This window comes from Pseudomonas sp. GW822-FHT02D10, assembly GCF_058802345.1.
Genome location: NZ_JBXAOB010000004.1, coordinates 185313 through 206573, shown reverse-complemented (window position 1 = coordinate 206573; position 21261 = coordinate 185313). Strand labels below are relative to the sequence as shown.

The following is a 21261-nucleotide window of genomic DNA, read 5'->3' as shown; positions in this document are numbered from 1 at the left end:
ACCGTTACCGCGCTTTCGCCTGTGTGACAAAGCCGGTAAGGTCGGCGCGTTTTCTCATTGCTCGGAGCCCACTATGCCCGCCCCCGTTCTGTCCGGCCCGCAATACCTGCGCGAAGGCCTGAAGCTGGTCTTGAGTCCCGGCCTGCGTTTGTTCGTGTTGTTGCCGCTGGCCATCAACCTGGTGCTGTTCGTCGGATTGATTTACCTCGCTGGCCATCAGTTCAGCCTGTGGGTCGACACCCTGATGCCTTCATTGCCGAGCTGGCTGAGTTTTCTCAGCTACATACTCTGGCCGCTGTTCGTGATCCTGGTGGTACTGATGGTGTTTTTCACCTTCACCATGATCGCCAACGTGATCGCCGCGCCCTTCAACGGCTTTCTCGCGGAGAAAGTCGAAGTGGTGGTGCGTGGCACTGACGACTTCCCGACCTTCAGCTGGGGCGAGCTGATCGCCATGATCCCGCGCACGCTCGCCCGGGAGATGCTTAAACTCGGCTACTTCCTGCCCAGAGCCCTCGCGCTGCTGATCCTGTCATTCATCCCGGTGGTCAACCTGGTCGCGGCACCGCTGTGGCTGCTGTTCGGCGTGTGGATGATGGCGATCCAGTACATCGACTACCCGGCGGACAACCACAAGATGAGCTGGCAGGACATGCTCGCCTGGCTGCGCGAGAAACGTTGGCACTGCATGAGCTTCGGCGGGATTGTCTATCTGGCGCTGCTGATTCCAGTGGTGAACATCCTGATGATGCCGGCGGCGGTGGCGGGCGCGACGTTGTTTTGGGTGCGTGAGCGTGGCGCGGATAACCTGGTGGCCAAATCCGCCTGATTGCGTCACAAATCCATCATCGCACCGACACAATGGCGACATGGCCTCAGCCGACACTGAGGTCATGACGACAGCTCTGCATATCACTCTGATCACCGAAACCTTCCCTCCGGAAATCAACGGTGTGGCCAATACCCTTGGCCGCTTGTGCGAAGGCCTGCGCGCGCGCGGGCACCTGGTAGAACTGGTGCGACCGCGCCAGGGCAGCGATCAAACCCGCCTCAGCGACGATGAGCTGCTGCTCTGCCGCGGCTGGCCGCTGCCGGGTTATCCGGGGCTGCAATGGGGTCAGTCGTCGATGCACAAATTGCTCAGGCGCTGGAAGCGTCATCGCCCGGACGTGCTCTACATCGCCACCGAAGGGCCGCTGGGGTTGTCGGCCTTGCGCGCGGCGCGGCGGTTGGGCATTTCGGTGGTGAGCGGTTTTCATACCAACTTCCAGCAGTATTCCAACCAGTACGGTCTCGGACTGTTGACCCGGTTACTGACGCATTACCTGCGCTGGTTCCATAACCGCTCCAAGCTGACCCTGGTGCCCAGCGCCAGCCAGCGCATGGAGTTGGAGCGTCGGCATTTCGAGCGCCTGGCACTGCTGTCCCGTGGCGTCGACAGTCAACTGTTCCACCCGGCCAAACGGCTGGGTTCGCTGCGTGAAAGCTGGGGATTGGATAACGACGATGTCGCGCTGATTCACGTCGGCCGGCTCGCTCAGGAAAAGAACCTGGGGCTGCTCAAGCGTTGTTACCAGGCCGTGCAGTCAACTTATCCACAACGACGGATAAAGCTGATCGTGGTCGGTGATGGCCCGCAGCGTGCGATGCTGGAGCAAGAGCTGCCCGAGGCGATCTTCTGCGGCTCACAGCGCGGCGAGGCCTTGGCCTGTCACTACGCGTCCGGAGATCTGTTTCTGTTTCCGAGCCTGACCGAAACCTTCGGCAACGTGGTGCTGGAAGCACTGGCCTCCGGATTGGCGGTGGTGGCCTACGATCAGGCAGCCGCAGCTCAACACATTCGCCATGGCTACAACGGTGTGCTGGCGATGCCGGGAGACGAAGAAGCCTTTTGCGATGCCGCCCGTTGGCTGCTGGAAGAAGCAGAAACCTTGCGCTGCATACGACTCAATGCGCGTCAGCACGCCAGTCGGCAGGGTTGGGGAGCCATTATCGAGCAGTTTGAAGGGCAGTTGCGTGGGGCCTGCGAAGTGCAAGCAGGAGCACAGCCGTTGCGGGCCATGCCCCATACGATCAGACCAGCGTCATCAACGCCTCACGACTGAACGGCAAAATGTCCTGCTCGCGACCTTCGCGGACTTTTTGTGCCCAGTCCGGGTCGACCAGCAAGGCGCGCCCCACGGCCACCAGGTCAAACTCTTCGTTATTCAACCGTTCCAGCAGGTTCTCCAGACTGGCCGGCTGCGCGACTTTGTCGGTGTTGACCATGAACTGCAGGAACTCACCGTCCAGCCCCACGCTGCCCACGGTGATGGTCGGTTTGCCCGTCAGTTTGCGGGTCCAGCCGGCCAGGTTCAGCTCGGAACCGTCGAACTCCGGCTCCCAGAAACGCCGCGTCGAGCAGTGGAAAATATCCACGCCGGCATCGGACAGCGGCTGGAGAAACTCGCCCAACGCCTCAGGGGTTTGCACCAGACGCGCGGTGTAATCCTGCTGCTTCCACTGGGAGAAACGGAAGATGATCGGGTAGTTCGGACCGACCGCCGCACGCACGGCCTGGATCAGTTCGATGGCAAAGCGCGAACGATTGGCCAGGCTGCCGCCGTATTCGTCAGTGCGCTGGTTGCTGCCTTCCCAGAAAAACTGGTCGACCAGATAGCCGTGGGCGCCGTGGATCTCGACGCCGTCCATGCCGATGCTCTGCGCATCTTTGGCGGCCTGGGCGAAGGCTGCGATCACGTCCTGGATATCCTGTTTAGTCATGCCATGAACCACGACCTGACCGTCCTTGAGTTTTTCCGATGGGCCGTAGCCTGGCACGCTGGCATCCGGTTCGGTGCCGATGCGCCGTACGCTGCCGACGTGCCACAACTGCGGAACGATCTTGCCGCCTTCGGCGTGCACCGCATCGACGACTTTTTTCCAGCCGGCCAACGCCGCTTCGCCGTAAAAATGCGGGACGTTCGGGTAACCGTTGGAAGCCTTGTGGCCAACCGTGGTGCCCTCGGTGATGATCAGACCCACACCTGCGGCGGCACGGCGGCGGTAGTACTCGATGACTTTCGAATTCGGCACACCGCCCGGGGAAAACGAACGGGTCATCGGCGCCATGACCACACGGGTCGGCAACTCCAGGGCGCCGAGGTTAAACGGTTTGAACAAGGCTTTGACAGGCATGCGGCACTCCATGGAGAGGCGAGGTTTATGACGGTGATAATATGGCGTATGCACAGTTTTGCGAAGCACTATTGATTTGGGTGATTAAAGGGTAGAAGCGAAAAGATCGCAGCCTGCGGCAGCTCCTACAGATAGCGTTGATCCGTAGGAGCTGCCGCAGGCTGCGATCTTTTGATGTTCAGATCAGGGCTTTTTCGATCGCCTGAACGATCGTCGGATCATCCGGCGCGGTACGTGGCGAGAAACGCGCCAGCACGCGACCATCTTTACCGAGGAGGAATTTCTCGAAGTTCCAGGTGATGTCACCCGGGAATTCCGCGCCCTCACCCGCCAACAACCGGTACAGCTGATGACGATCGTGACCGTTGACTTCCAGCTTGCTGGACAGCGGGAAGGTCACGCCGTAGTTGAGGCTGCAGAATTCTTTGATCTCGTTTTCAGTTCCTGGCTCTTGCCCGGCAAACTGGTTGCACGGCAAACCCAGCACGCTGAAGCCTTTAGCCTTGTATTGCTGGTAGAGGTTTTCCAGAGCGGCGTATTGTGGGGTCAAACCACACTTGGAGGCGACGTTGACCACCAGCACGACGTGCCCTTTGAAGGGCGCCAGAGGCAACTCCTGGCCATCCAAAGCTTTCAATGTAAGGTCGTGAAAAGCACTCATGACGGACTCCAAATTTCCCGTGTTCTTCTCGAAACAGCCACTTGGTGATGTCGCCAAGGACAGCCGCGGACTAAAAAGGCGCCCCTCGGGCGCCTCTCCAGTTCTCGAAAGCTTAGCGCAGAAAATCAGTGGTGATGGCCACCTTCGCCATGGACGTGACCATGAGCGATTTCTTCCTGGCTGGCATCACGGATGTCGATGATTTTGACCTGGAAGTTCAAACGCTGGCCGGCCAACGGGTGGTTGCCGTCAACGGTCACGTCGTCGCCGTCCAGATCACGGATGGTGACAATTTGCATCTGGCCGTCTGGCGCGGAAGCGTGGAACTGCATGCCCACTTCCAGTTCGTCGACGCCTTCGAACATGCTGCGGCTCAGGGTGCTGACCAGTTCGGCTGCGTATTCGCCGTAGGCATCTTCAGGTTCTACGGAGACTTTCAGTTCTTCACCGACTGCTTTGCCTTCCAGGGCTTTTTCCAGGCCTGGAATGATGTTACCTGCGCCTTGCAGGTAGACCAGCGGCGCGCCGCCGGCGGAGCTGTCGATGACCTCACCAGCGTCGTTGGTCAGGGTATAGTCGATGGAGACAGCCTTATTGGCGGCGATCAGCATGGGGCGAGACCTTTTGCATAAGAATATAGAAAGACCAAGTTTAGCGAAGCAATCGCCCGAAAGCGAACAGAACCCGGACGGACGGGTCGCTTCGAAAGGGTCGACGGTCCAAGGCTTCCATCAGGACGAGGACGGACACTGGGTTGCCGAGCTTTCCTGCGGCCATACCCAGCATCTGCGCCACCAGCCACCGTGGCAATCACGGGCCTGGGTGCTGGACCCCGCCAAACGTATTGAAAAAATAGGTCAGCCCTTTGATTGCGGTTGGTGCGCTCAGGGCTCGGTTAGCGATAACCTTGACGTCTGAAATATCGGTAGAAGGCCAGTCATAGGCGTTCACCCTTGCCATGCACCTCCAGAGAATCCGCATGCAAACTTTTTTTATCGCGCCCACCGATTTTGGTGTGGGTCTGACCTCCATCAGCCTTGGGCTGGTGCGTACCCTTGAGCGAGCCGGGCTGAAAGTCGGCTTTTTCAAACCGATTGCCCAGCCACACCCTGGCGACACCGGCCCTGAACGCTCCACCGAACTGATGGCCCGCACCCACGGCCTGAAGCCGCCGCAACCACTGGGCCTGGCTCACGTTGAGCGGATGCTTGGCGACGGTCAACTGGATGAGCTGCTCGAAGAAATCATCACCCTGTACCAGCAAGCCGCCATTGGCAAAGACGTGCTGATCGTCGAAGGCATGGTCCCGACCCGCAGCGCCAGCTACGCCGCACGGGTCAATCTGCACCTGGCGAAAAGCCTGGATGCCGAGGTGATTCTGGTCTCGGCACCCGAAAACGAAGTGCTCACCGAACTGTCCGGCCGGGTCGAGTTGCAAGCGCAATTGTTCGGCGGTCCGAAAGACCCGAAAGTGCTCGGCGTGATCCTCAACAAGGTCAAAACCGATGAAAGCATGGAGGCTTTCGCCGCCCGCTTGAAGGAACACTCGCCTTTGCTGCGCAGTGGCGACTTCCGGCTGCTCGGCTGCATTCCGTTCCAGCCGGAATTGAACGCCCCGCGCACCCGTGACGTGGCAGACCTGATGGGCGCGCAGGTGCTCAACGCCGGCGACTATGAAACCCGGCGCATGAGCAAGATCATCATCTGCGCCCGCACCATGCGCAACACGGTCGAACTGCTCAAGCCCGGCGTGCTGGTGGTGACCCCTGGCGATCGCGACGACATCATCCTCGCCGTCAGCCTCGCGGCGATCAATGGCGTGCCGTTGGCCGGGCTGTTGCTGACCAGCGGCACCCTACCCGACCCACGGATCATGGACCTCTGCCGAGGTGCCTTGCAGGCCGGTCTGCCAATGTTGTCAGTGAGCACGGGCTCCTACGAAACCGCCAACCTGTTGAACGGTTTGAACAAGGAAATCCCGATCGATGACCGCGAGCGTGCGGAGATCATCACCGACTTCGTCGCCAGCCACCTCGACGCCAACTGGCTGCACCAGCGCTGCGGCACGCCACGGGAAATGCGCCTGTCGCCGGCGGTGTTCCGCTATCAACTGATCCAGCGCGCCCAGGCTGCCAACAAACGCATCGTCCTGCCTGAAGGCAGCGAACCGTTGACCGTGCAGGCCGCCGCGATCTGCCAGGCGCGCGGCATTGCTCGCTGCGTGTTGCTGGCCAAACCCGAGGACGTGCAAGCGGTCGCGCGTGCCCAGGGTATCGAGCTGCCTGAGGGCCTGGAGATTCTCGACCCGGACCTGATCCGTCAGCGTTATGTCGAGCCGATGGTTGCGCTGCGCAAGACCAAAAGCCTCAACGCCCCGATGGCCGAGCAACAACTGGAAGACACCGTGGTGATCGGCACCATGATGCTCGCGCTGGATGAAGTCGACGGGCTGGTGTCCGGGGTCATTCACTCCACCGCCAATACCATTCGCCCGGCGCTGCAACTGATCAAGACCGCCCCTGGCTGCACGCTGGTGTCGTCGGTGTTTTTCATGCTGTTCCCGGAGGAAGTGCTGGTCTACGGCGACTGCGTCATGAACCCGCACCCGAGCGCCAGCGAGCTGGCCGAGATCGCCCTGCAAAGCGCCGACTCTGCCGCAGCCTTCGGGATCACGCCACGGGTAGCGATGCTCAGCTACTCCAGCGGTGAATCGGCCAGCGGCGAAGAAGTCGAGAAAGTCCGCGAGGCGACCTTGCTCGCCCACGAAGCGCAAAACGCGCTGCTGATCGACGGGCCGTTGCAGTACGACGCCGCCGCCAACGAAGACGTGGCTCGGCAACTGGCGCCGAACAGTCAGGTAGCCGGTCGGGCAACGGTGTTCATTTTTCCTGACCTGAACACCGGCAACACCACCCACAAAGCCGTGCAGCGCAGCGCCGACTGCGTCAGCCTCGGTCCGATGCTGCAAGGCCTGCGCAAACCGGTGAATGATTTGCCGCGCGGCGCTCAGGTCGATGACATCGTCTACACCATCGCCCTGACTGCGATTCAAGCCGCCAACCGACCTATGGATCTTTAAATGCTGGATTTTCTACCCGCGCCTCTGCGAGGCGTGATCGCCTCGCTGTTGTTGGCGCTGAACACCATCGTCTGCTGCACGCCGCTGTTTGTCGTAGCAATCTTCAAATTGCTGCTGCCCTTCCCCATCGCACAGCGCTTCACCGACTGGCTGATGAGCCACATCCACGAAGCCTGGATCAGCAATAACAAGGCCTGGATGGACTTGCTCGGGCACACGCGCTGGACGCTCAGCGGGCTCGAAGGCCTGGACTATCAGCACTCGTACCTGATCACCAGCAACCACCAAAGCTGGGTCGACATCATGGTGTTGCAATACGTGCTGAACCGGAAGATTCGCCCGCTGAAGTTCTTCCTCAAGCAAGAGCTGATCTGGGTTCCGGTGATTGGTCTGGCGTGGTGGGCGCTGGGTTTCCCGTTCATGAAGCGCTACTCCAAGGCCTATCTGGAGAAGTACCCGGAGAAGAAAGGCAAAGACCTGGAAACCACCCGCAAGACCTGCGACAAGTTCCGCAATAACCCGGTCGGCATCTTCAACTTCGTCGAAGGCACACGCTTCACCGAAGCCAAGCATGCTCAGCAGCAATCACCGTTCCGCTACCTGCTCAGACCCAAGGCCGGTGGTATCGCGTTTGTGCTGGATGCCATGGGCGAGCAACTGGAAGCCATCGTCAACGTGACCATTCATTACCCGGCCGGGCGCCCCGGTTATTGGGACTTGCTGTGCGGCAAAGTGAAAGACGTGGTCGTGCACTTCCAGGAACTGAAGATCCCGCCGCAATTCATCGGCAAGAACTACGACCAGGATGGCGTGTACCGCCTGGAGTTCCAGGGCTGGATCAACCAGTTGTGGGAAGACAAGGATGCGCTGCTTGCACAGATGCATCGCGAATATCCCGCGAAGTAATCAGGTGTCTGTACCGGCCCCATCGTCGGATCGCCGCCCGGAGCAAGCTCGCTCCCACAGTTGATCGTTGGTGAACGCAATATTTGTATTCCATAGAGATCCCATGTGGGAGCGAGCTTGCTCGCGATGGCGATCTCAAGGACACAAAAAAACCCGCAGATGATTACTCATCTGCGGGTTTTTCATGAGCGGCTAACGCTTAGATCGCGCCGCGTTTACGCAGCAGATCCAGCACTTGCTTGACGCTTTCTTCCAGCGACAGCGTCTGGGTGTCGACCACAAGATCAGCGTCCAGCGGCACATCGTACGGGAAGGAATCACCCGGGATGTTGTCGCCGCCAGCGGCGTACAAACCTTGTGGATCACGCGCGGCGCAAACCATCGGCGACGCCTGCACATAAACGGTCAGCAAACGGTCGCTGCCGATCAGTGCCTTGGCCTGTTCACGGCCTTCGGCATCCGGCGCGACAAAAGCCGCCAGGGTCAGCAAGCCGGCTTCGTTGAACTGACGCGCAACGTGAGCTGCACGACGCCAGTTCTCGGTGCGCCCGGCACGATCGTGCGGCAGACCTTTGTTCAGGTCGTGACGCAGGTTCTGGCCATCCAGTACAAACACCGCACGCCCCATGTCGAACAGCTTGCGCTCGACCGCATAGGCCAAGGTGCTTTTGCCAGCGCCCGACAAGCCGCTGAACAGCACGGTGGCCGGTTGCTGGCCGAAGCGCTGAGCACGCTCCTCGGTGGCTACATGCGCCAACTTGCCATGGTGCGTGGTGCTGCCGTGAGCCAAAGGCTGGGCGACGATCATGCCGGCGCCGACAGTGCCGTTGGTCAAGCGGTCGATGATGATGAACGAGCCGGTGGTGCGGTTGCTTTCGTAACCGTCGAGAGCAATCGGCGCGTCGAGGCTGATCCTGACCTTACCGATCTCGTTCAACTGCAAGGCGCTGGCCGGGCCTTCTTCCAGGGTGTTCACGTCGACCTTGTTGACGATGCTGGCGATCGAGCCCGGCACGTAACTGGTGGCGCGTTTGATGTCGTATTTCTTGCCCGGCAGCAGCGGCTCTTCAGCCATCCACACCAGCATCGCTTCGAAGCTGTCGGTGACAGGCGGCACGTTGTCGGCGTGAACCAACAGGTCGCCACGGGAGATGTCGATCTCGTCTTCCATGGTCAGCGTTACGGCCTGACCCGGGCCTGCATGTTCCAGCTCACCGTCGAAGGTGACGATGGATTTCACGCGGCTGCTCTTGCCCGACGGCAGCACCACGACTTCGTCGCCCTTCTTGACGATGCCGCTGGCCAGGGTGCCGGCAAAACCGCGGAAGTTCAGGTTCGGCCGGTTGACATACTGCACCGGGAAACGCAGGTCGGTGAAGTTACGGTCGCCCGCGACTTCCACGGTTTCAAGGATTTCCATCAGTGACTGGCCGGTGTACCACGGCGAGCGCTCGGACTTGTTCACCACGTTGTCGCCCTTCAGCGCCGACATCGGCACGAAGTGCATGCTGGTAGGCTTCATCTTCAAGCCTTCAGCGAACTTCAGGTAGTCGGCCTTGATCGACTCGAACACGCCCTGATCGAAGTCCTTGAGGTCCATCTTGTTGATGGCGACGACGATGTGCTTGATGCCCAGCAACGAGGCGATGAAGCTGTGGCGACGGGTCTGGGTCTGCACGCCGTAGCGGGCGTCGACCAGGATGATCGCCAGGTCACAGGTGGATGCACCGGTGGCCATGTTGCGGGTGTACTGCTCATGGCCAGGGGTGTCGGCAATGATGAATTTGCGCTTGGCGGTGGAGAAATAGCGGTACGCGACATCGATGGTGATGCCTTGTTCACGCTCGGCCTGCAGGCCATCGACCAGCAACGCCAGGTCGATATCGTCACCGGTGGTGCCGACTTTTTTCGAGTCGCGGGTAATGGCTTCCAGATGGTCTTCGTAGATCATCTTGGAGTCGTGCAGCAGGCGCCCGATCAGGGTGCTCTTGCCGTCGTCGACGTTACCGCAGGTCAAAAAGCGCAGCAGCTCTTTACGTTCGTGCTGGCCCAGGTAGGCGAGGATGTCCTCGCTGATCAAATCAGATTGGTGCGACATGACAGCCCCTTAGAAATAGCCTTGACGTTTTTTGTCTTCCATCGAGCCGGCGCCATCGTGATCGATGACCCGGCCCTGGCGCTCGGAAGTTCGCGTCAGGAGCATTTCCTGAATGATGTCCGTGAGGCTTTCGGCCTCGGACTCCACCGCGCCCGTCAACGGGTAGCAGCCAAGGGTACGGAAACGCACTTTCTTTTTGACGATGCGGGCTTTGTCTTCGTCGCTCAGGTGCTCGAGGATGCGCTCGTCGTCGATCATGATCAGCGTGCCGTTCTTCTCGATGACATCGCGCTCGGCGGCGAAGTACAGCGGGACGATCGGGATGCCTTCAAGGTAGATGTACTGCCAGATGTCCAGTTCGGTCCAGTTCGACAGCGGGAATACGCGGATCGATTCGCCTTTGTTGACCTTGCCGTTGTAGACGTTCCACAACTCCGGGCGCTGGTTCTTCGGATCCCAGCGGTGCTTGCTGTCGCGGAACGAGTACACGCGCTCTTTGGCGCGGGATTTCTCTTCATCGCGGCGCGCACCACCAAAGGCAGCGTCGAAGCCGTACTTGTCCAAAGCCTGTTTCAGGCCTTCGGTCTTCATGATGTCGGTGTGCTTGGCACTGCCGTGGGTGAAGGGGTTGATTCCTTGCGCCACGCCTTCCGGGTTGACGTAGGTAATCAGGTCAAGGCCCAGCTCTGCGACCATCTTGTCGCGGAAGCTGTACATCTCCTGGAACTTCCATTGGGTGTCGACGTGCATCACCGGAAACGGCAGCTTGCCCGGGAAGAACGCCTTGCGTGCCAGATGCAGCATCACGGCGGAGTCTTTACCGATGGAGTACAGCATCACCGGGTTGTCGAACTCGGCGGCCACCTCGCGGATGATGTGGATGCTTTCCGCCTCCAGCTGTTTCAGATGCGTCAGTTTGTCGACCATGGCTACTCACGAAAGCTTTCTTATGAACGGCCAGCGGGCCGTGTTCGAGCGACGAATGCTAGCACAGCGACCTCTTCTAATCAGGACGCCAACTAGATCGAAAGGGCATATGAATATACCCCCGCGTTAGGGCAGTGTACGAGGTCCTGTGGGAGCGAGCTTGCTCGCGAAAGCGGTGTTTCAGTCGACATCCATGGTGAATGTCAGTCCGTAATCGCGAGCAAGCTCGCTCCCACATTGAATGCCTGCGTCAAATCGGATTCGGGCAGTCGATGAAGATGTGTTCAAGAGCAAACCGTCGCGCCAGATAATCCCCCAGCGCCTGCACGCCGTAGCGTTCGGTGGCGTGATGGCCGGCGGCGATGAAGCTGATGTCGTTTTCCCGGGCGCTGTGGAAGGTTTGCTCGGACGCTTCGCCGCTCAGGTACAAGTCGACACCCGCCAGCACCGCCTGATCGATATAGCCCTGACCACCGCCCGTACACCAGCCGACGCGCCGGACCATCTCGCTGCCCTCGATCAGCAGCGGCTCACGGCCCATGATCTCTTGCACATGACGGGCAAAATCGCGCGCGGTCATGGGTTCGGCAAGCGAACCGACCAGTCCGACCACTTTGAGGTTTTCCGGGTCCAGCGGGCCCTCGACCGTAATGTCCAGCTGGCGAGCCAGTTGTACGTTGTTACCCACCTCCGGATGCAGATCCAGCGGCAAGTGATAGGCCAGCAGGCTGATATCGTGCTTGAGCAGGGTTTTGAGCCTACGCTGCTTCATACCGGTAATGCAGGGGTTTTCGCCTTTCCAGAAGTAGCCGTGGTGCACCAGCACCAGATCGGCCTTGGCTTCGACCGCTGCATCGAGCAATGCCTGGCTGGCCGTGACGCCACTGACGATGCGCATGACCTGCGGCCGGCCTTCGACTTGCAGGCCGTTAGGGCAATAATCGGCAATCCGCGAACTGGCAAGGTAACGATCCGCTTCTTCTACCAGGGTGCTCAGGGCGACGGCCATAAAAGACTCCTAAATATCCCGTTCAGAGGCGCGCGCGGCCTCGTATAATGCGCGACATTATGGGCCGTAGCCGGCTCTTCGTAACCTCCCAGGATTTGTTCAATGCTCAAGGGTCTGCGTTTTTTGGGCTGGCCGCTGCTGGCCGGCGTGCTTATCGCGTTGCTGATTATCCAGCGTTACCCACAATGGGTCGGGCTGCCAAGCCTGGATGTGAACCTGCAGCAAGCCCCACAAACCACTCAGACCCAACAGGGGCCGGTGTCCTACGCCGACGCCGTGGTCATGGCTGCACCGGCGGTGGTCAACCTCTACACCACCAAAGTGGTCAACAAAACCAGCCATCCGCTGTTTGAAGACCCGCAATTCCGGCGGTTCTTCGGCGACAACGCGCCCAAGCAGAAGCGCATGGAATCGAGCCTCGGTTCCGGGGTGATCATGAGCCCGGAAGGTTACTTGCTGACCAACAACCACGTGACCACGGGTGCCGACCAGATTGTTGTCGCGCTCAAGGATGGTCGTGAAACCCTGGCTCGCGTGATCGGCAGCGACCCGGAAACCGACCTCGCGGTGCTGAAAATCGATTTGAAGAACCTGCCATCGATCACTGTCGGCCGCTCGGAAAACATTCGTGTTGGCGATGTCGCGCTGGCCATCGGCAACCCGTTTGGTGTCGGCCAGACCGTGACCATGGGCATCATCAGCGCCACCGGGCGCAATCAACTGGGCCTGAACAACTACGAAGACTTCATCCAGACCGACGCCGCGATCAACCCGGGTAACTCCGGCGGCGCGCTGGTGGATGCCAATGGCAACCTCACCGGGATCAACACCGCGATTTTCTCCAAATCCGGCGGTTCTCAGGGCATTGGTTTCGCGATCCCGATCAAACTGGCGATGGAAGTGATGAAGTCAATCATCGAGCACGGTCAGGTGATTCGCGGCTGGCTCGGGATTGAAGTGCAGCCGTTGAGTCAGGAACTGGCAGAGTCGTACGGCCTGTCCGGGCGCCCAGGGATTGTCGTTGCGGGAATTTTCCGCGACGGCCCGGCGCAAAAAGCCGGCATGCAATTGGGCGATGTGATCCTCAGCATTGACGGCGAACCGGCCGGCGATGGCCGCCGTTCGATGAACCAGGTGGCGCGTATCAAACCAACCGACAAGGTCAGCGTCCAGGTCATGCGCAATGGCAAGGAACTCAAGCTGACCGCAGAAATCGGCCTGCGTCCGCCACCCGCACCGGTCAAGGAAGAAGAGTAAGCGGGCAACACCACAAACCCTGTGGGAGCAGCCGGGCGGCGTTCCGTTTGCTCGCGATGAGGCCGTAACATTCAACATCATCGTTGACTGTTAAACCGTCATCGCGAGCAAGCTCGCTCCCACAGGTTCGGCGTTGTGTTAAAGGTCGCCGAGGCCGTCGATCAACGCCTGGTTCTGCTCTGGCGTACCGATGGTGATGCGCAGGAACTGGGCAATCCGTTCCTGCTTGAAGTGCCGGACGATCACGCCTTGCTCACGCAACTTCGCCGCCAGACCGGCCGCATCATGCTGTGGGTGACGGGCAAAGATGAAGTTCGCTGCTGACGGCAACACCTCAAAACCCTTCTCCTGCAATTGCTCGACCACACGCTCACGACTGTCGATCACCCGCTGACAGGTCTTGTCGAAGTACTCGCGATCTTCAAACGCCGCCGCTGCACCGACGATTGCCAGGCGATCCAGTGGATAGGAGTTGAAGCTGTTCTTGATCCGCTCCAGCGCCTCGATCAGGTCCGGATGCCCTACCGCCAGGCCCACGCGCAAGCCGGCCAGCGAACGCGACTTGGACAGGGTCTGAGTCACCAGCAGGTTCGGGTAACGGTCGACCAGGCTGATCGCCGTTTCGCCGCCGAAGTCGATATAGGCTTCGTCGACGACTACCACCGAATCAGGGTTGGCCTTGAGGATTTGCTCCACGGCGTCCAGCGCCAACAGGCAACCGGTCGGTGCGTTCGGGTTGGGGAAAATGATCCCGCCGTTTGGCTTGGCATAGTCCGAGACGCGAATCTGGAACTGCTCGTCCAGCGGCACCTCATCGAATGGAATGCCGTACAAGCCGCAATACACCGGATAAAAGCTGTAGCTGATGTCCGGGAACAGCAGCGGTTGGCCGTGCTGGAACAGGCCGTGAAAAACATGCGCCAGCACTTCATCCGAGCCGTTGCCGAGGAACACCTGATTGCCCTGCACGCCGTAATACTCAGCCACCGCCTGCTTTAGCAGGTCGCTGTTGGGGTCCGGGTACAGACGCAGGTTGTCGTTCAGTTCGGTTTGCATCGCCGCCAGTGCTTTGGGCGATGGACCGTAAGGGTTTTCGTTGGTGTTGAGCTTGACCAGCTTCGCCAGCTTCGGCTGCTCGCCCGGCACGTACGGCACCAGATCCTTGACGAACGGACTCCAGAATTTACTCATGCTCATTTCCCCTGCCCTTCAATAGAGAGTTCGTCAACGATGCGGTACTCGGCGCTGCGGGCGTGGGCGGTCAGCGACTCGCCACGGGCCAGCACGGAAGCGGTCTTGCCCAGTTCGGAGGCACCCTGCTCGGAGCAGAAGATGATCGACGAACGTTTCTGGAAGTCATACACACCCAGCGGCGAGGAGAAACGCGCAGTGCCGGAAGTCGGCAGCACGTGGTTGGGACCGGCGCAGTAATCGCCCAAAGCCTCGGACGTGTGGCGCCCCATGAAGATCGCACCGGCGTGGCGGATCTGCGGCAGCCAGGCTTGCGGATCGGCCACCGACAATTCCAGGTGTTCCGGCGCGATGCGGTTGACCACGTCGATGGCCTGCTGCATGTCGCGAACCTGAATCAGCGCACCACGGCCGTTGATCGAGGTTTCGATGATTTTGGCGCGTTCCATGGTTGGCAGCAGTTTGGCAATGCTCGCCGCCACTTTGTCGAGGAACCCGGCGTCGGGGCTGACCAGAATCGCCTGGGCGTCTTCGTCGTGCTCGGCCTGGGAGAACAGGTCCATGGCGATCCAGTCCGGATCGGTCTGACCGTCGCACACCACGAGGATTTCCGAAGGGCCGGCAATCATGTCGATACCGACCTGGCCGAATACGTGACGCTTGGCGGTGGCGACATAGATGTTGCCGGGGCCAACGACCTTGTCGACCTTGGGCACGCTTTCGGTGCCATAGGCCAGCGCAGCAACTGCCTGCGCACCACCGATGGTGAACACCCGGTCGACGCCAGCGATGCACGCCGCCGCCAGTACCAGTTCGTTGACTTCACCCCGTGGCGTCGGTACGACCATGACCACTTCGGTCACGCCGGCAACCTTGGCCGGAATCGCGTTCATCAACACCGAAGACGGATAGGACGCTTTGCCGCCCGGGACGTACAGACCGGCGCGATCCAGCGGCGTGACCTTCTGGCCGAGCACCGTGCCGTCGGCTTCGGTGTAGCTCCAGGAGTCCTGCTTCTGTTTTTCGTGGTAGCTGCGCACCCGCGCCGCGGCTTTTTCCAGGGCTTCGCGCTGCGGCACGGTGATCCGGGTCAGCGCCAGTTCCAGACGCTCGCGCGGCAGAATCAGGTCGGCCATTGACGCCACCTGCAGGCCGTCGAACTTCTGGGTGAATTCAACCAGCGCCGCATCGCCGCGCTCGCGCACAGCCTTGATGATCTCCAGCACCCGCTGATTGACCGAGTCGTCAGACACACTTTCCCAGCTCAGCAGATGATCCAGATGATGCGCGAAATCCGGGTCAGCAGCGTTGAGTCGGCGAATTGCAGTCGGTGCGGTCATAGCGAGAGCCTCATAGGAATGGCGAAAACTCAGGTACCCGAAGCTACCATCGATCCGCTTGGGCACCTGAGAATTCTGGCTATGAGGCGGATAGACGGGCGCGACTCAAGGTCGCGCAGGTAAATCAGCCGCGGTGTCGAGACTCCACTGCCTTGCGCAGGGTGTCGATCAACGCCTGGATACGGGCGTGCTGCATTTTCATCGAAGCTTTGTTGACGATCAGCCGGGAGCTGATGGCAGCAATGAAATCCTGTGGCTCCAGGCCGTTGGCCCGCAGCGTGTTACCGGTGTCGACTACGTCGATGATCTTGTCCGCCAGACCAATCAGCGGCGCCAGTTCCATCGAGCCATAAAGCTTGATGATGTCGACCTGACGGCCCTGCTCGGCGTAGTAACGCTTGGCAACGTTAACGAACTTGGTGGCGATGCGCAGACGGCCCTTGGGCTCGACCGCGCCGATTTTACCGGCGGTCATCAGCTTGCACTGGGCAATTTGCAGATCCAGTGGCTCGTACAGGCCCTGGCCGCCGTATTCCATCAGCACATCTTTACCGGCGACGCCCAGGTCAGCGGCACCATGCTCGACGTAGGTCGGCACATCGGTGGCGCGCACGATCAGCAAGCGCACATCGGCCTGGGTCGTGGAGATGATCAGCTTGCGGCTCTTGTCCGGATTCTCGGTCGGCACGATGCCCGCTTCAGCCAGAAGCGGCAGGGTGTCGTCAAGGATGCGGCCCTTGGACAGTGCGATGGTCAACATGGGAAACGTCAGTCCTTATCAGGCTACTGATGCCCGGTCGCAAACGGCGCCGGACACACATCGAGGGTTACACCCCCAACTTTAAACAAATCCATCCATGTCGCGTAACAGCTGCTGCGCTGTTACGCGACATGGAGGGCACGTCCCTGTGCCCATGCAGCAGAAACTAGCCCGGTACGCGGCGGATTTTCGCGCCGAGCATCTGCAGCTTCTCTTCGATGCACTCGTAACCACGATCGATGTGGTAGATGCGATCGATCAGCGTGTCGCCTTCGGCGATCAGCGCCGAAATCACCAGGCTGGCCGAGGCCCGCAGGTCGGTGGCCATGACTGGCGCGCCCTTGAGCTTTTCGATGCCGGTGACGATCGCGGTGTTGCCTTCGACCTGGATGTGAGCACCCATGCGGTGCAGTTCGTAGACGTGCATGAAGCGGTTTTCGAAGATCGTCTCGATCACTGCGCCAGTGCCTTCGGCAATCGCGTTGAGGGAGATGAACTGCGCTTGCATGTCGGTCGGGAACGCCGGGTACGGAGCGGTACGCACGTTGACGGCTTTCGGCCGCTTGCCGTGCATGTTCAGCTCGATCCAGTCTTCGCCGGTAGTGATTTCGGCGCCAGCTTCCCTGAGTTTTTCCAGAACGGCTTCAAGGATGGTCGGATCGGTGTCCTTGACCTTCACGCGACCGCCGGTCACAGCAGCAGCCACCAGGTAAGTCCCGGTTTCAATACGGTCCGGCATGACTTTGTAAGTCGTGGTGTGCAGACGCTTCACACCTTCGATGGTGATGGTGTCGGTGCCGGCACCCTGGACGTTGGCGCCCATGGCATTGAGGAAGTTCGCCAGGTCGACGACTTCAGGCTCACGGGCAGCGTTTTGCAGCACGCTGCGACCGTTGGCCAGCGCCGCGGCCATCATGATGTTCTCGGTACCGGTCACGCTGACGGTATCGAAGAAGAAGCTTGCACCGCGCAGGCCGCCTTCTGGCGCCTTCGCTTTGATGTAACCGCCTTCCACGTCAATGGTTGCGCCCATGGCTTCAAGGCCACGAATGTGCAGGTCGACCGGACGCGAACCGATGGCGCAACCGCCAGGCAGTGCGACTTCAGCTTCACCGAAACGCGCGACCATCGGACCCAGAACCAGAATCGACGCACGCATGGTTTTAACCAGTTCGTACGGAGCGATCAGCGTCTTGATGGTGCGCGGGTCGATTTCGACGCTGAGTTTCTCGTCGATTACCGGCTCAATGCCCATGCGACCGAACAGCTCGATCATGGTGGTGATGTCGTGCAGGTGCGGCAGGTTGGCGACCGTCACCGGGCCATCGCACAGCAGTGTTGCAGCCAGAATCGGCAGGGCAGAGTTCTTTGCCCCGGAGATGCGGATTTCGCCATCAAGACGAACGCCGCCGGTAATAATCAATTTATCCATAAGAATCTCGACGCCCTTGGGCTCAGGTGCGCTCGGCCCAGGCCGCGCTGCTGAAAAATTTCATAGTGACCGCATGGATGCTGCCATCGGTGATCCATGGGTTCAAATGGGCATAGATCTGCTGCTGACGCTTGACCGGGCTCAATGCCGCCAGTTCATCGCTAATCACGTTCAGCTGAAAGTTGCAGCCTTCGCCCTCAACTTCTACCAACGTTCCGGGCAGCTTTCCTTCAAGGAAGCTCTTCACTTCTACGGCCTGCATGCTCAACCTCAATCGGCGCCCTGTGCGCGCGGGTCGGACATCATACAAAAAAGCCCCGCGCCTGCGAACCCCGCATGGCAGGACTCTGACGGGGGGCTTCTTTATAGATGGTAGTTATGGGTGCGCCAACAGCTCGGTCAATTCGCTGACCTGAGCGATTTCGCGCATGTCATCGGGCAGAGCACGGATGCTCAACGCCTTGCCCGCCGCTTGCGCGTCACGCATGAAACACAGCAACAACGACAAGCCAACGCTGCTGGACTTTTGCACGCCCGAGCAATCAACCACCAATGCGGACGCCGTGCTCGACTTGATCAAGGCCTGGCCCTGCTTGCGCAGGGCCGGTCCGGTACGATAATCGAGTACGCCACTGAGCATCAGCTCACCGGCCTCGCCCATGCTGACAGCCGACTCACTCATTGGGCGGGCTTCTTCTGAGTCGTTTCAGCTTCGGTCTTTTCCTTGGCTTTGGCGACTTCACCGGCCCAACCATTGATGGTCGCGTCCAGGTTATTGCCATTGCGCTGCATCGCGTCGCTGAACTGATCACGGAACAGCTTGCCGATGTTGATGCCGTTGATGATCACATTACGCAGCTTCCACTCGCCATTGATCTTTTCCAGTGTGTAAGACACAGGATAGATCGCGCCATTGCTGCCTTTGACCGTCATACCAACGCTTGTACGGTCTCCCGACTCATCCTTTGCCGCGTCGACGGTGATGCCCTGATTGTTGTACTCGAGCAAGGCATTGCCATAGAACTGGAACAGGCCCCTTTTGAAGTTATTTTCAAAGGTTTTCATTTGCTCAGGCGTGGCCTTGCGCGAGTACTTGACCGTCATGATGCTCTTGGAGATGCCCTCGGCGTCCACCACGGGGCCAACGATGCTGTTCAAGGAGTCGTAAAAGCCATTCGGATCCTGCTTGTACTTCGCTTTATTGGCCGTCAGGTCGGCGAGCAACCGGCTTGTGGTGTCCTGCACGATTTCGTGCGCAGACTGCGCAGCCACGGCGTGCCCCATAAACGGCAAGACCGCAAGTAATACCAACAGGCCACGTCGCAAGGTAGAGAACATGAAAAACTCCTTATTTAGCGTCTTTGCTAACGGTATTGAGCAGGAATTTACCGATCAGGTCTTCAAGCACCAGCGACGACTGCGTGTCATGAATGGTCCCGCCATCCTTGAGCAGGGTCTCTTCCCCGCCCACGCTGATACCGATGTACTTCTCGCCCAACAGGCCTGCCGTGAGGATAGATGCAGTGGAGTCAGTCGGCAGATTATCTACGCGCTTTTCCAGCTGCAGCGTCACTCGACCGGTGAAGCTGTCGCGATCCAGATCGATTGCCGTGACCTTGCCGATAGTCACACCGGCCATGGTCACTTTTGATCTGACCGTCAAACCGGCGATATTGTCGAAATACGCATAAAGTTTATAGCTGTCGGTGCTGGAGACAGGGGACAACCCACTGACCCGCAGGGCAAGCAACACTAAAGCCAGGATGCCAGCCAGCAAGAAAAGGCCGACACCGATTTCCAGGGTGCGGTTTTGCATCAGAAATCTCCAAACATCAAGGCGGTCAAAATAAAGTCCAGGCCGAGAATGGCCAACGAGGCATACACCACGGTTTTGGTGGTGGCACGACTGATCCCTTCTGAAGTGGGCTCGCAGTCATAGCCTTGGAATACGGCGATCCAGGTCACGACAAAGGCAAAGACGATGCTTTTAATGATGCCATTGAGCACGTCACCGTCAAACGTCACACTGTTTTGCATGTTCGACCAGTAAGAGCCTTCATACACACCCAACCAGTCGACAGCCACCCAGGAACCGCCCCAGATCCCGACCACGCTGAAAATCATCGCCAGCAGTGGCAGGGAAATGAAGCCGGCCCACAGCCGGGGGGCAATGATGTACTTGAGCGGGTCGACGCCAATCATTTCCAGACTGGACAACTGCTCGGTGGACTTCATGTTGCCGATTTCAGCGGTCAACGCAGAACCGGCACGCCCGGCGAACAGCAATGCAGTCACCACCGGCCCCAGCTCTCGCAACAGCGTCAGCGCAACCATCTGCCCGACCGCCTGCTCCGAACCGTAACTGGACAAAATGTTGAAGCCTTGCAGTGCCAGCACCATCCCGATGAATATCCCGGAAACCACGATGATCACCAGGGACATCACGCCGACCGAGTGCATCTGCTTGACCAGCAAGCCAAAGGCGCCACTGATGCCACCACGCCCCAGCAGGACGTGAAACAGAAACAGCGATGAACGACCGAGCACCGCGACGCTGTCGATGCCGGCCTGGCCGAATCGACGAACTCTCTCTATTAGTGAAATCTTGCGCATCAGCGCTTCCCCAGAAGATCTGCGCGGTAATCCGTCGCTGGAAAGTGAAACGGTACCGGCCCATCTGGATCACCCTTCATGAATTGGTGAATCCGCGGGTTATCGGAGTCCATCAGTTCATCGGGAGTCCCCTGCCCCAACACCTGCCCATCACCCACGACATACAGGTAATCGGCAATGCTCGCGGTCTCGGCCAGATCATGGGAGACCACGATGCTGGTGATGCCCAAGGCGTCGTTAAGCAGACGGATCAGGCGCACCAGAACGCCCATGGCGATCGGGTCCTGACCGACAAATGGCTCGTCGTACATCAGAATTTGCGGATCGAGGGCAATGGCCCGTGCCAGCGCAACACGACGCTTCATGCCGCCGGACAACTCATCGGGCATCAGGTCGATGGCACCGCGCAACCCCACCGCCTGCAACTTGAGCAGGACGATGTCACGGATCATTTCATCCGGAAGCTGGGTATGAACGCGCAGCGGAAAGGCGATATTTTCGAAAACATCGAGATCCGTGAACAGTGCGCCGCTCTGAAACAGCACGCCCATATGCTTGCGCGCATCAAACAGGTCGCTTCGAGACAGCATGGGCAAATTTTGCCCGTTGACCCACACTTCGCCACTTGAAGGGCGTAACTGCGCACCCATCAGGCGCAGCAGTGTGGTTTTTCCGCAGCCGGAAGGCCCCATGATACCGGTGACCTTACCGCGCGGAATGCGAATATCGACATTATTGAAAATGCTGCGCGCGCCGCGCTTGAAGGTCACTCCCTTCAGCTCGACCGCGTAGGCGTTATCGGCACTCATCT

At 59.6% G+C, this 21261-nt stretch carries 22 protein-coding genes; 6 read left to right on the top strand and 16 right to left on the bottom strand.

Going from position 1 to position 21261, the window contains the following annotated elements:
- Nucleotides 1-73 precede the first annotated feature (73 nt).
- Together cysZ and AC1RPZ_RS08845 are read left to right on the top strand one after the other, a co-directional pair.
- A complete protein-coding gene (cysZ, locus tag AC1RPZ_RS08850) occupies nt 74-829 on the top strand; it encodes a sulfate transporter CysZ (protein WP_493136680.1) in 756 nt (251 codons plus the stop codon).
- A 40-nt stretch (nt 830-869) separates the two neighbouring features.
- Entirely contained in the window at nt 870-2105 is a 1236-nt protein-coding gene (locus tag AC1RPZ_RS08845; protein WP_493136679.1) for a glycosyltransferase family 4 protein, read from the top strand.
- Here AC1RPZ_RS08845 and AC1RPZ_RS08840 read toward each other — a convergent pair.
- The 3 genes from AC1RPZ_RS08840 to AC1RPZ_RS08830 form a co-directional block, all read right to left on the bottom strand.
- A complete protein-coding gene (locus AC1RPZ_RS08840; RefSeq protein WP_493136678.1) occupies nt 2074-3177 on the bottom strand; it encodes an NADH:flavin oxidoreductase in 1104 nt (367 codons plus the stop codon). The genes AC1RPZ_RS08845 and AC1RPZ_RS08840 overlap by 32 nt on opposite strands.
- Before the next feature lie 178 nt (nt 3178-3355).
- Nucleotides 3356-3838, bottom strand: a complete 483-nt coding sequence (locus tag AC1RPZ_RS08835) for a glutathione peroxidase (protein ID WP_493136677.1) — start codon at nt 3836-3838, stop codon at nt 3356-3358.
- 125 nt (nt 3839-3963) lie between these two features.
- A complete protein-coding gene (locus AC1RPZ_RS08830) occupies nt 3964-4449 on the bottom strand; it encodes an FKBP-type peptidyl-prolyl cis-trans isomerase (RefSeq protein WP_493136676.1) in 486 nt (161 codons plus the stop codon).
- Between AC1RPZ_RS08830 and AC1RPZ_RS08825 the strand changes: the two genes are divergently transcribed.
- The 3 genes from AC1RPZ_RS08825 (at nt 4418) to yihG (ending at nt 7823) form a co-directional block, all read left to right on the top strand.
- A complete protein-coding gene (locus tag AC1RPZ_RS08825; RefSeq protein ID WP_493136675.1) occupies nt 4418-4756 on the top strand; it encodes a DUF3565 domain-containing protein in 339 nt (112 codons plus the stop codon). The genes AC1RPZ_RS08830 and AC1RPZ_RS08825 overlap by 32 nt on opposite strands.
- A gap of 61 nt (nt 4757-4817) precedes the next feature.
- Nucleotides 4818-6917 carry a phosphate acetyltransferase gene (gene pta, locus AC1RPZ_RS08820; RefSeq protein ID WP_493136674.1) on the top strand — a complete coding sequence of 700 codons (2100 nt, stop codon included), beginning with the start codon at nt 4818-4820 and terminating at the stop codon, nt 6915-6917.
- Complete coding sequence (gene yihG, locus AC1RPZ_RS08815) at nt 6918-7823, top strand: 1-acylglycerol-3-phosphate O-acyltransferase, YihG family (protein WP_493136673.1); 906 nt, start codon at nt 6918-6920, stop codon at nt 7821-7823. It begins immediately after the preceding gene.
- Between the two features lie 199 nt (nt 7824-8022).
- On the opposite strand, the gene cysN is transcribed toward yihG, so the two are convergent.
- The 3 genes from cysN to AC1RPZ_RS08800 all read right to left on the bottom strand — a co-directional run bounded on the left by cysN (nt 8023) and on the right by AC1RPZ_RS08800 (nt 11857).
- The gene (gene cysN, locus AC1RPZ_RS08810) at nt 8023-9921 is read right to left on the bottom strand and encodes a sulfate adenylyltransferase subunit CysN (RefSeq protein ID WP_493136672.1); all 1899 of its coding nucleotides are present in this window, start codon (nt 9919-9921) and stop codon (nt 8023-8025) included.
- Nucleotides 9922-9930: 9 nt separating this feature from the next.
- Nucleotides 9931-10848, bottom strand: coding sequence for a sulfate adenylyltransferase subunit CysD (cysD, locus tag AC1RPZ_RS08805; RefSeq protein WP_493062453.1), 918 nt, complete (start codon nt 10846-10848; stop codon nt 9931-9933).
- Nucleotides 10849-11098: 250 nt separating this feature from the next.
- Nucleotides 11099-11857, bottom strand: a complete 759-nt coding sequence (locus AC1RPZ_RS08800; RefSeq protein WP_493136671.1) for a Nif3-like dinuclear metal center hexameric protein — start codon at nt 11855-11857, stop codon at nt 11099-11101.
- A gap of 102 nt (nt 11858-11959) precedes the next feature.
- Here AC1RPZ_RS08800 and algW point away from each other — a divergent pair, with 102 nt between their 5' ends.
- The gene (gene algW / locus AC1RPZ_RS08795; protein ID WP_493136670.1) at nt 11960-13114 is read left to right on the top strand and encodes a Do family serine endopeptidase AlgW; all 1155 of its coding nucleotides are present in this window, start codon (nt 11960-11962) and stop codon (nt 13112-13114) included.
- 138 nt (nt 13115-13252) lie between these two features.
- Here algW and hisC read toward each other — a convergent pair whose 3' ends face one another.
- The 10 genes from hisC to AC1RPZ_RS08745 all read right to left on the bottom strand — a co-directional run bounded on the left by hisC (nt 13253) and on the right by AC1RPZ_RS08745 (nt 21259).
- Entirely contained in the window at nt 13253-14305 is a 1053-nt protein-coding gene (gene hisC, locus AC1RPZ_RS08790) for a histidinol-phosphate transaminase (RefSeq protein ID WP_493136669.1), read from the bottom strand.
- Nucleotides 14306-14307: 2 nt separating this feature from the next.
- Nucleotides 14308-15645, bottom strand: coding sequence for a histidinol dehydrogenase (gene hisD, locus AC1RPZ_RS08785; protein WP_493136668.1), 1338 nt, complete (start codon nt 15643-15645; stop codon nt 14308-14310).
- Between the two features lie 124 nt (nt 15646-15769).
- Complete coding sequence (hisG, locus tag AC1RPZ_RS08780) at nt 15770-16405, bottom strand: ATP phosphoribosyltransferase (protein ID WP_493136667.1); 636 nt, start codon at nt 16403-16405, stop codon at nt 15770-15772.
- Nucleotides 16406-16571: 166 nt separating this feature from the next.
- Entirely contained in the window at nt 16572-17837 is a 1266-nt protein-coding gene (gene murA, locus AC1RPZ_RS08775; protein ID WP_493136666.1) for a UDP-N-acetylglucosamine 1-carboxyvinyltransferase, read from the bottom strand.
- A gap of 22 nt (nt 17838-17859) precedes the next feature.
- Complete coding sequence (locus AC1RPZ_RS08770; RefSeq protein WP_007912386.1) at nt 17860-18099, bottom strand: BolA family protein; 240 nt, start codon at nt 18097-18099, stop codon at nt 17860-17862.
- A 114-nt stretch (nt 18100-18213) separates the two neighbouring features.
- Nucleotides 18214-18519 (bottom strand): STAS domain-containing protein, encoded by a 306-nt coding sequence (locus AC1RPZ_RS08765; RefSeq protein WP_054593985.1) that lies wholly within the window; start codon nt 18517-18519, stop codon nt 18214-18216.
- Nucleotides 18516-19175: an MlaC/ttg2D family ABC transporter substrate-binding protein gene (locus tag AC1RPZ_RS08760; protein WP_493136665.1), complete on the bottom strand. Its 660-nt coding sequence runs from the start codon at nt 19173-19175 to the stop codon at nt 18516-18518. The genes AC1RPZ_RS08765 and AC1RPZ_RS08760 overlap by 4 nt, the downstream gene beginning before the upstream one ends.
- 10 nt (nt 19176-19185) lie before the next feature.
- The gene (mlaD, locus tag AC1RPZ_RS08755) at nt 19186-19653 is read right to left on the bottom strand and encodes an outer membrane lipid asymmetry maintenance protein MlaD (RefSeq protein ID WP_123424284.1); all 468 of its coding nucleotides are present in this window, start codon (nt 19651-19653) and stop codon (nt 19186-19188) included.
- Nucleotides 19653-20450, bottom strand: coding sequence for a lipid asymmetry maintenance ABC transporter permease subunit MlaE (gene mlaE, locus AC1RPZ_RS08750; RefSeq protein WP_493136664.1), 798 nt, complete (start codon nt 20448-20450; stop codon nt 19653-19655). Before mlaE ends, mlaD begins: the two co-directional genes overlap by 1 nt.
- Nucleotides 20450-21259: an ATP-binding cassette domain-containing protein gene (locus AC1RPZ_RS08745; protein ID WP_493136663.1), complete on the bottom strand. Its 810-nt coding sequence runs from the start codon at nt 21257-21259 to the stop codon at nt 20450-20452. Before AC1RPZ_RS08745 ends, mlaE begins: the two co-directional genes overlap by 1 nt.
- Nucleotides 21260-21261: the final 2 nt, after the last annotated feature.

Bases quoted from the DNA above. Each gene is read 5' to 3' on its own strand.
- cysZ (WP_493136680.1), top strand. From the start codon at position 74: ATGCCCGCCCCCGTTCTGTCCGGCCCGCAATACCTGCGCGAAGGCCTG.
- AC1RPZ_RS08845 (WP_493136679.1), top strand. From the start codon at position 870: ATGGCCTCAGCCGACACTGAGGTCATGACGACAGCTCTGCATATCACT.
- AC1RPZ_RS08840 (WP_493136678.1), bottom strand. From the start codon at position 3,177: ATGCCTGTCAAAGCCTTGTTCAAACCGTTTAACCTCGGCGCCCTGGAG.
- AC1RPZ_RS08835 (WP_493136677.1), bottom strand. From the start codon at position 3,838: ATGAGTGCTTTTCACGACCTTACATTGAAAGCTTTGGATGGCCAGGAG.
- AC1RPZ_RS08825 (WP_493136675.1), top strand. From the start codon at position 4,418: ATGGAGACAGCCTTATTGGCGGCGATCAGCATGGGGCGAGACCTTTTG.
- AC1RPZ_RS08830 (WP_493136676.1), bottom strand. From the start codon at position 4,449: ATGCTGATCGCCGCCAATAAGGCTGTCTCCATCGACTATACCCTGACC.
- pta (WP_493136674.1), top strand. From the start codon at position 4,818: ATGCAAACTTTTTTTATCGCGCCCACCGATTTTGGTGTGGGTCTGACC.
- yihG (WP_493136673.1), top strand. From the start codon at position 6,918: ATGCTGGATTTTCTACCCGCGCCTCTGCGAGGCGTGATCGCCTCGCTG.
- cysN (WP_493136672.1), bottom strand. From the start codon at position 9,921: ATGTCGCACCAATCTGATTTGATCAGCGAGGACATCCTCGCCTACCTG.
- cysD (WP_493062453.1), bottom strand. From the start codon at position 10,848: ATGGTCGACAAACTGACGCATCTGAAACAGCTGGAGGCGGAAAGCATC.
- AC1RPZ_RS08800 (WP_493136671.1), bottom strand. From the start codon at position 11,857: ATGGCCGTCGCCCTGAGCACCCTGGTAGAAGAAGCGGATCGTTACCTT.
- algW (WP_493136670.1), top strand. From the start codon at position 11,960: ATGCTCAAGGGTCTGCGTTTTTTGGGCTGGCCGCTGCTGGCCGGCGTG.
- hisC (WP_493136669.1), bottom strand. From the start codon at position 14,305: ATGAGTAAATTCTGGAGTCCGTTCGTCAAGGATCTGGTGCCGTACGTG.
- hisD (WP_493136668.1), bottom strand. From the start codon at position 15,645: ATGACCGCACCGACTGCAATTCGCCGACTCAACGCTGCTGACCCGGAT.
- hisG (WP_493136667.1), bottom strand. From the start codon at position 16,405: ATGTTGACCATCGCACTGTCCAAGGGCCGCATCCTTGACGACACCCTG.
- murA (WP_493136666.1), bottom strand. From the start codon at position 17,837: ATGGATAAATTGATTATTACCGGCGGCGTTCGTCTTGATGGCGAAATC.
- AC1RPZ_RS08770 (WP_007912386.1), bottom strand. From the start codon at position 18,099: ATGCAGGCCGTAGAAGTGAAGAGCTTCCTTGAAGGAAAGCTGCCCGGA.
- AC1RPZ_RS08765 (WP_054593985.1), bottom strand. From the start codon at position 18,519: ATGAGTGAGTCGGCTGTCAGCATGGGCGAGGCCGGTGAGCTGATGCTC.
- AC1RPZ_RS08760 (WP_493136665.1), bottom strand. From the start codon at position 19,175: ATGTTCTCTACCTTGCGACGTGGCCTGTTGGTATTACTTGCGGTCTTG.
- mlaD (WP_123424284.1), bottom strand. From the start codon at position 19,653: ATGCAAAACCGCACCCTGGAAATCGGTGTCGGCCTTTTCTTGCTGGCT.
- mlaE (WP_493136664.1), bottom strand. From the start codon at position 20,450: ATGCGCAAGATTTCACTAATAGAGAGAGTTCGTCGATTCGGCCAGGCC.
- AC1RPZ_RS08745 (WP_493136663.1), bottom strand. From the start codon at position 21,259: ATGAGTGCCGATAACGCCTACGCGGTCGAGCTGAAGGGAGTGACCTTC.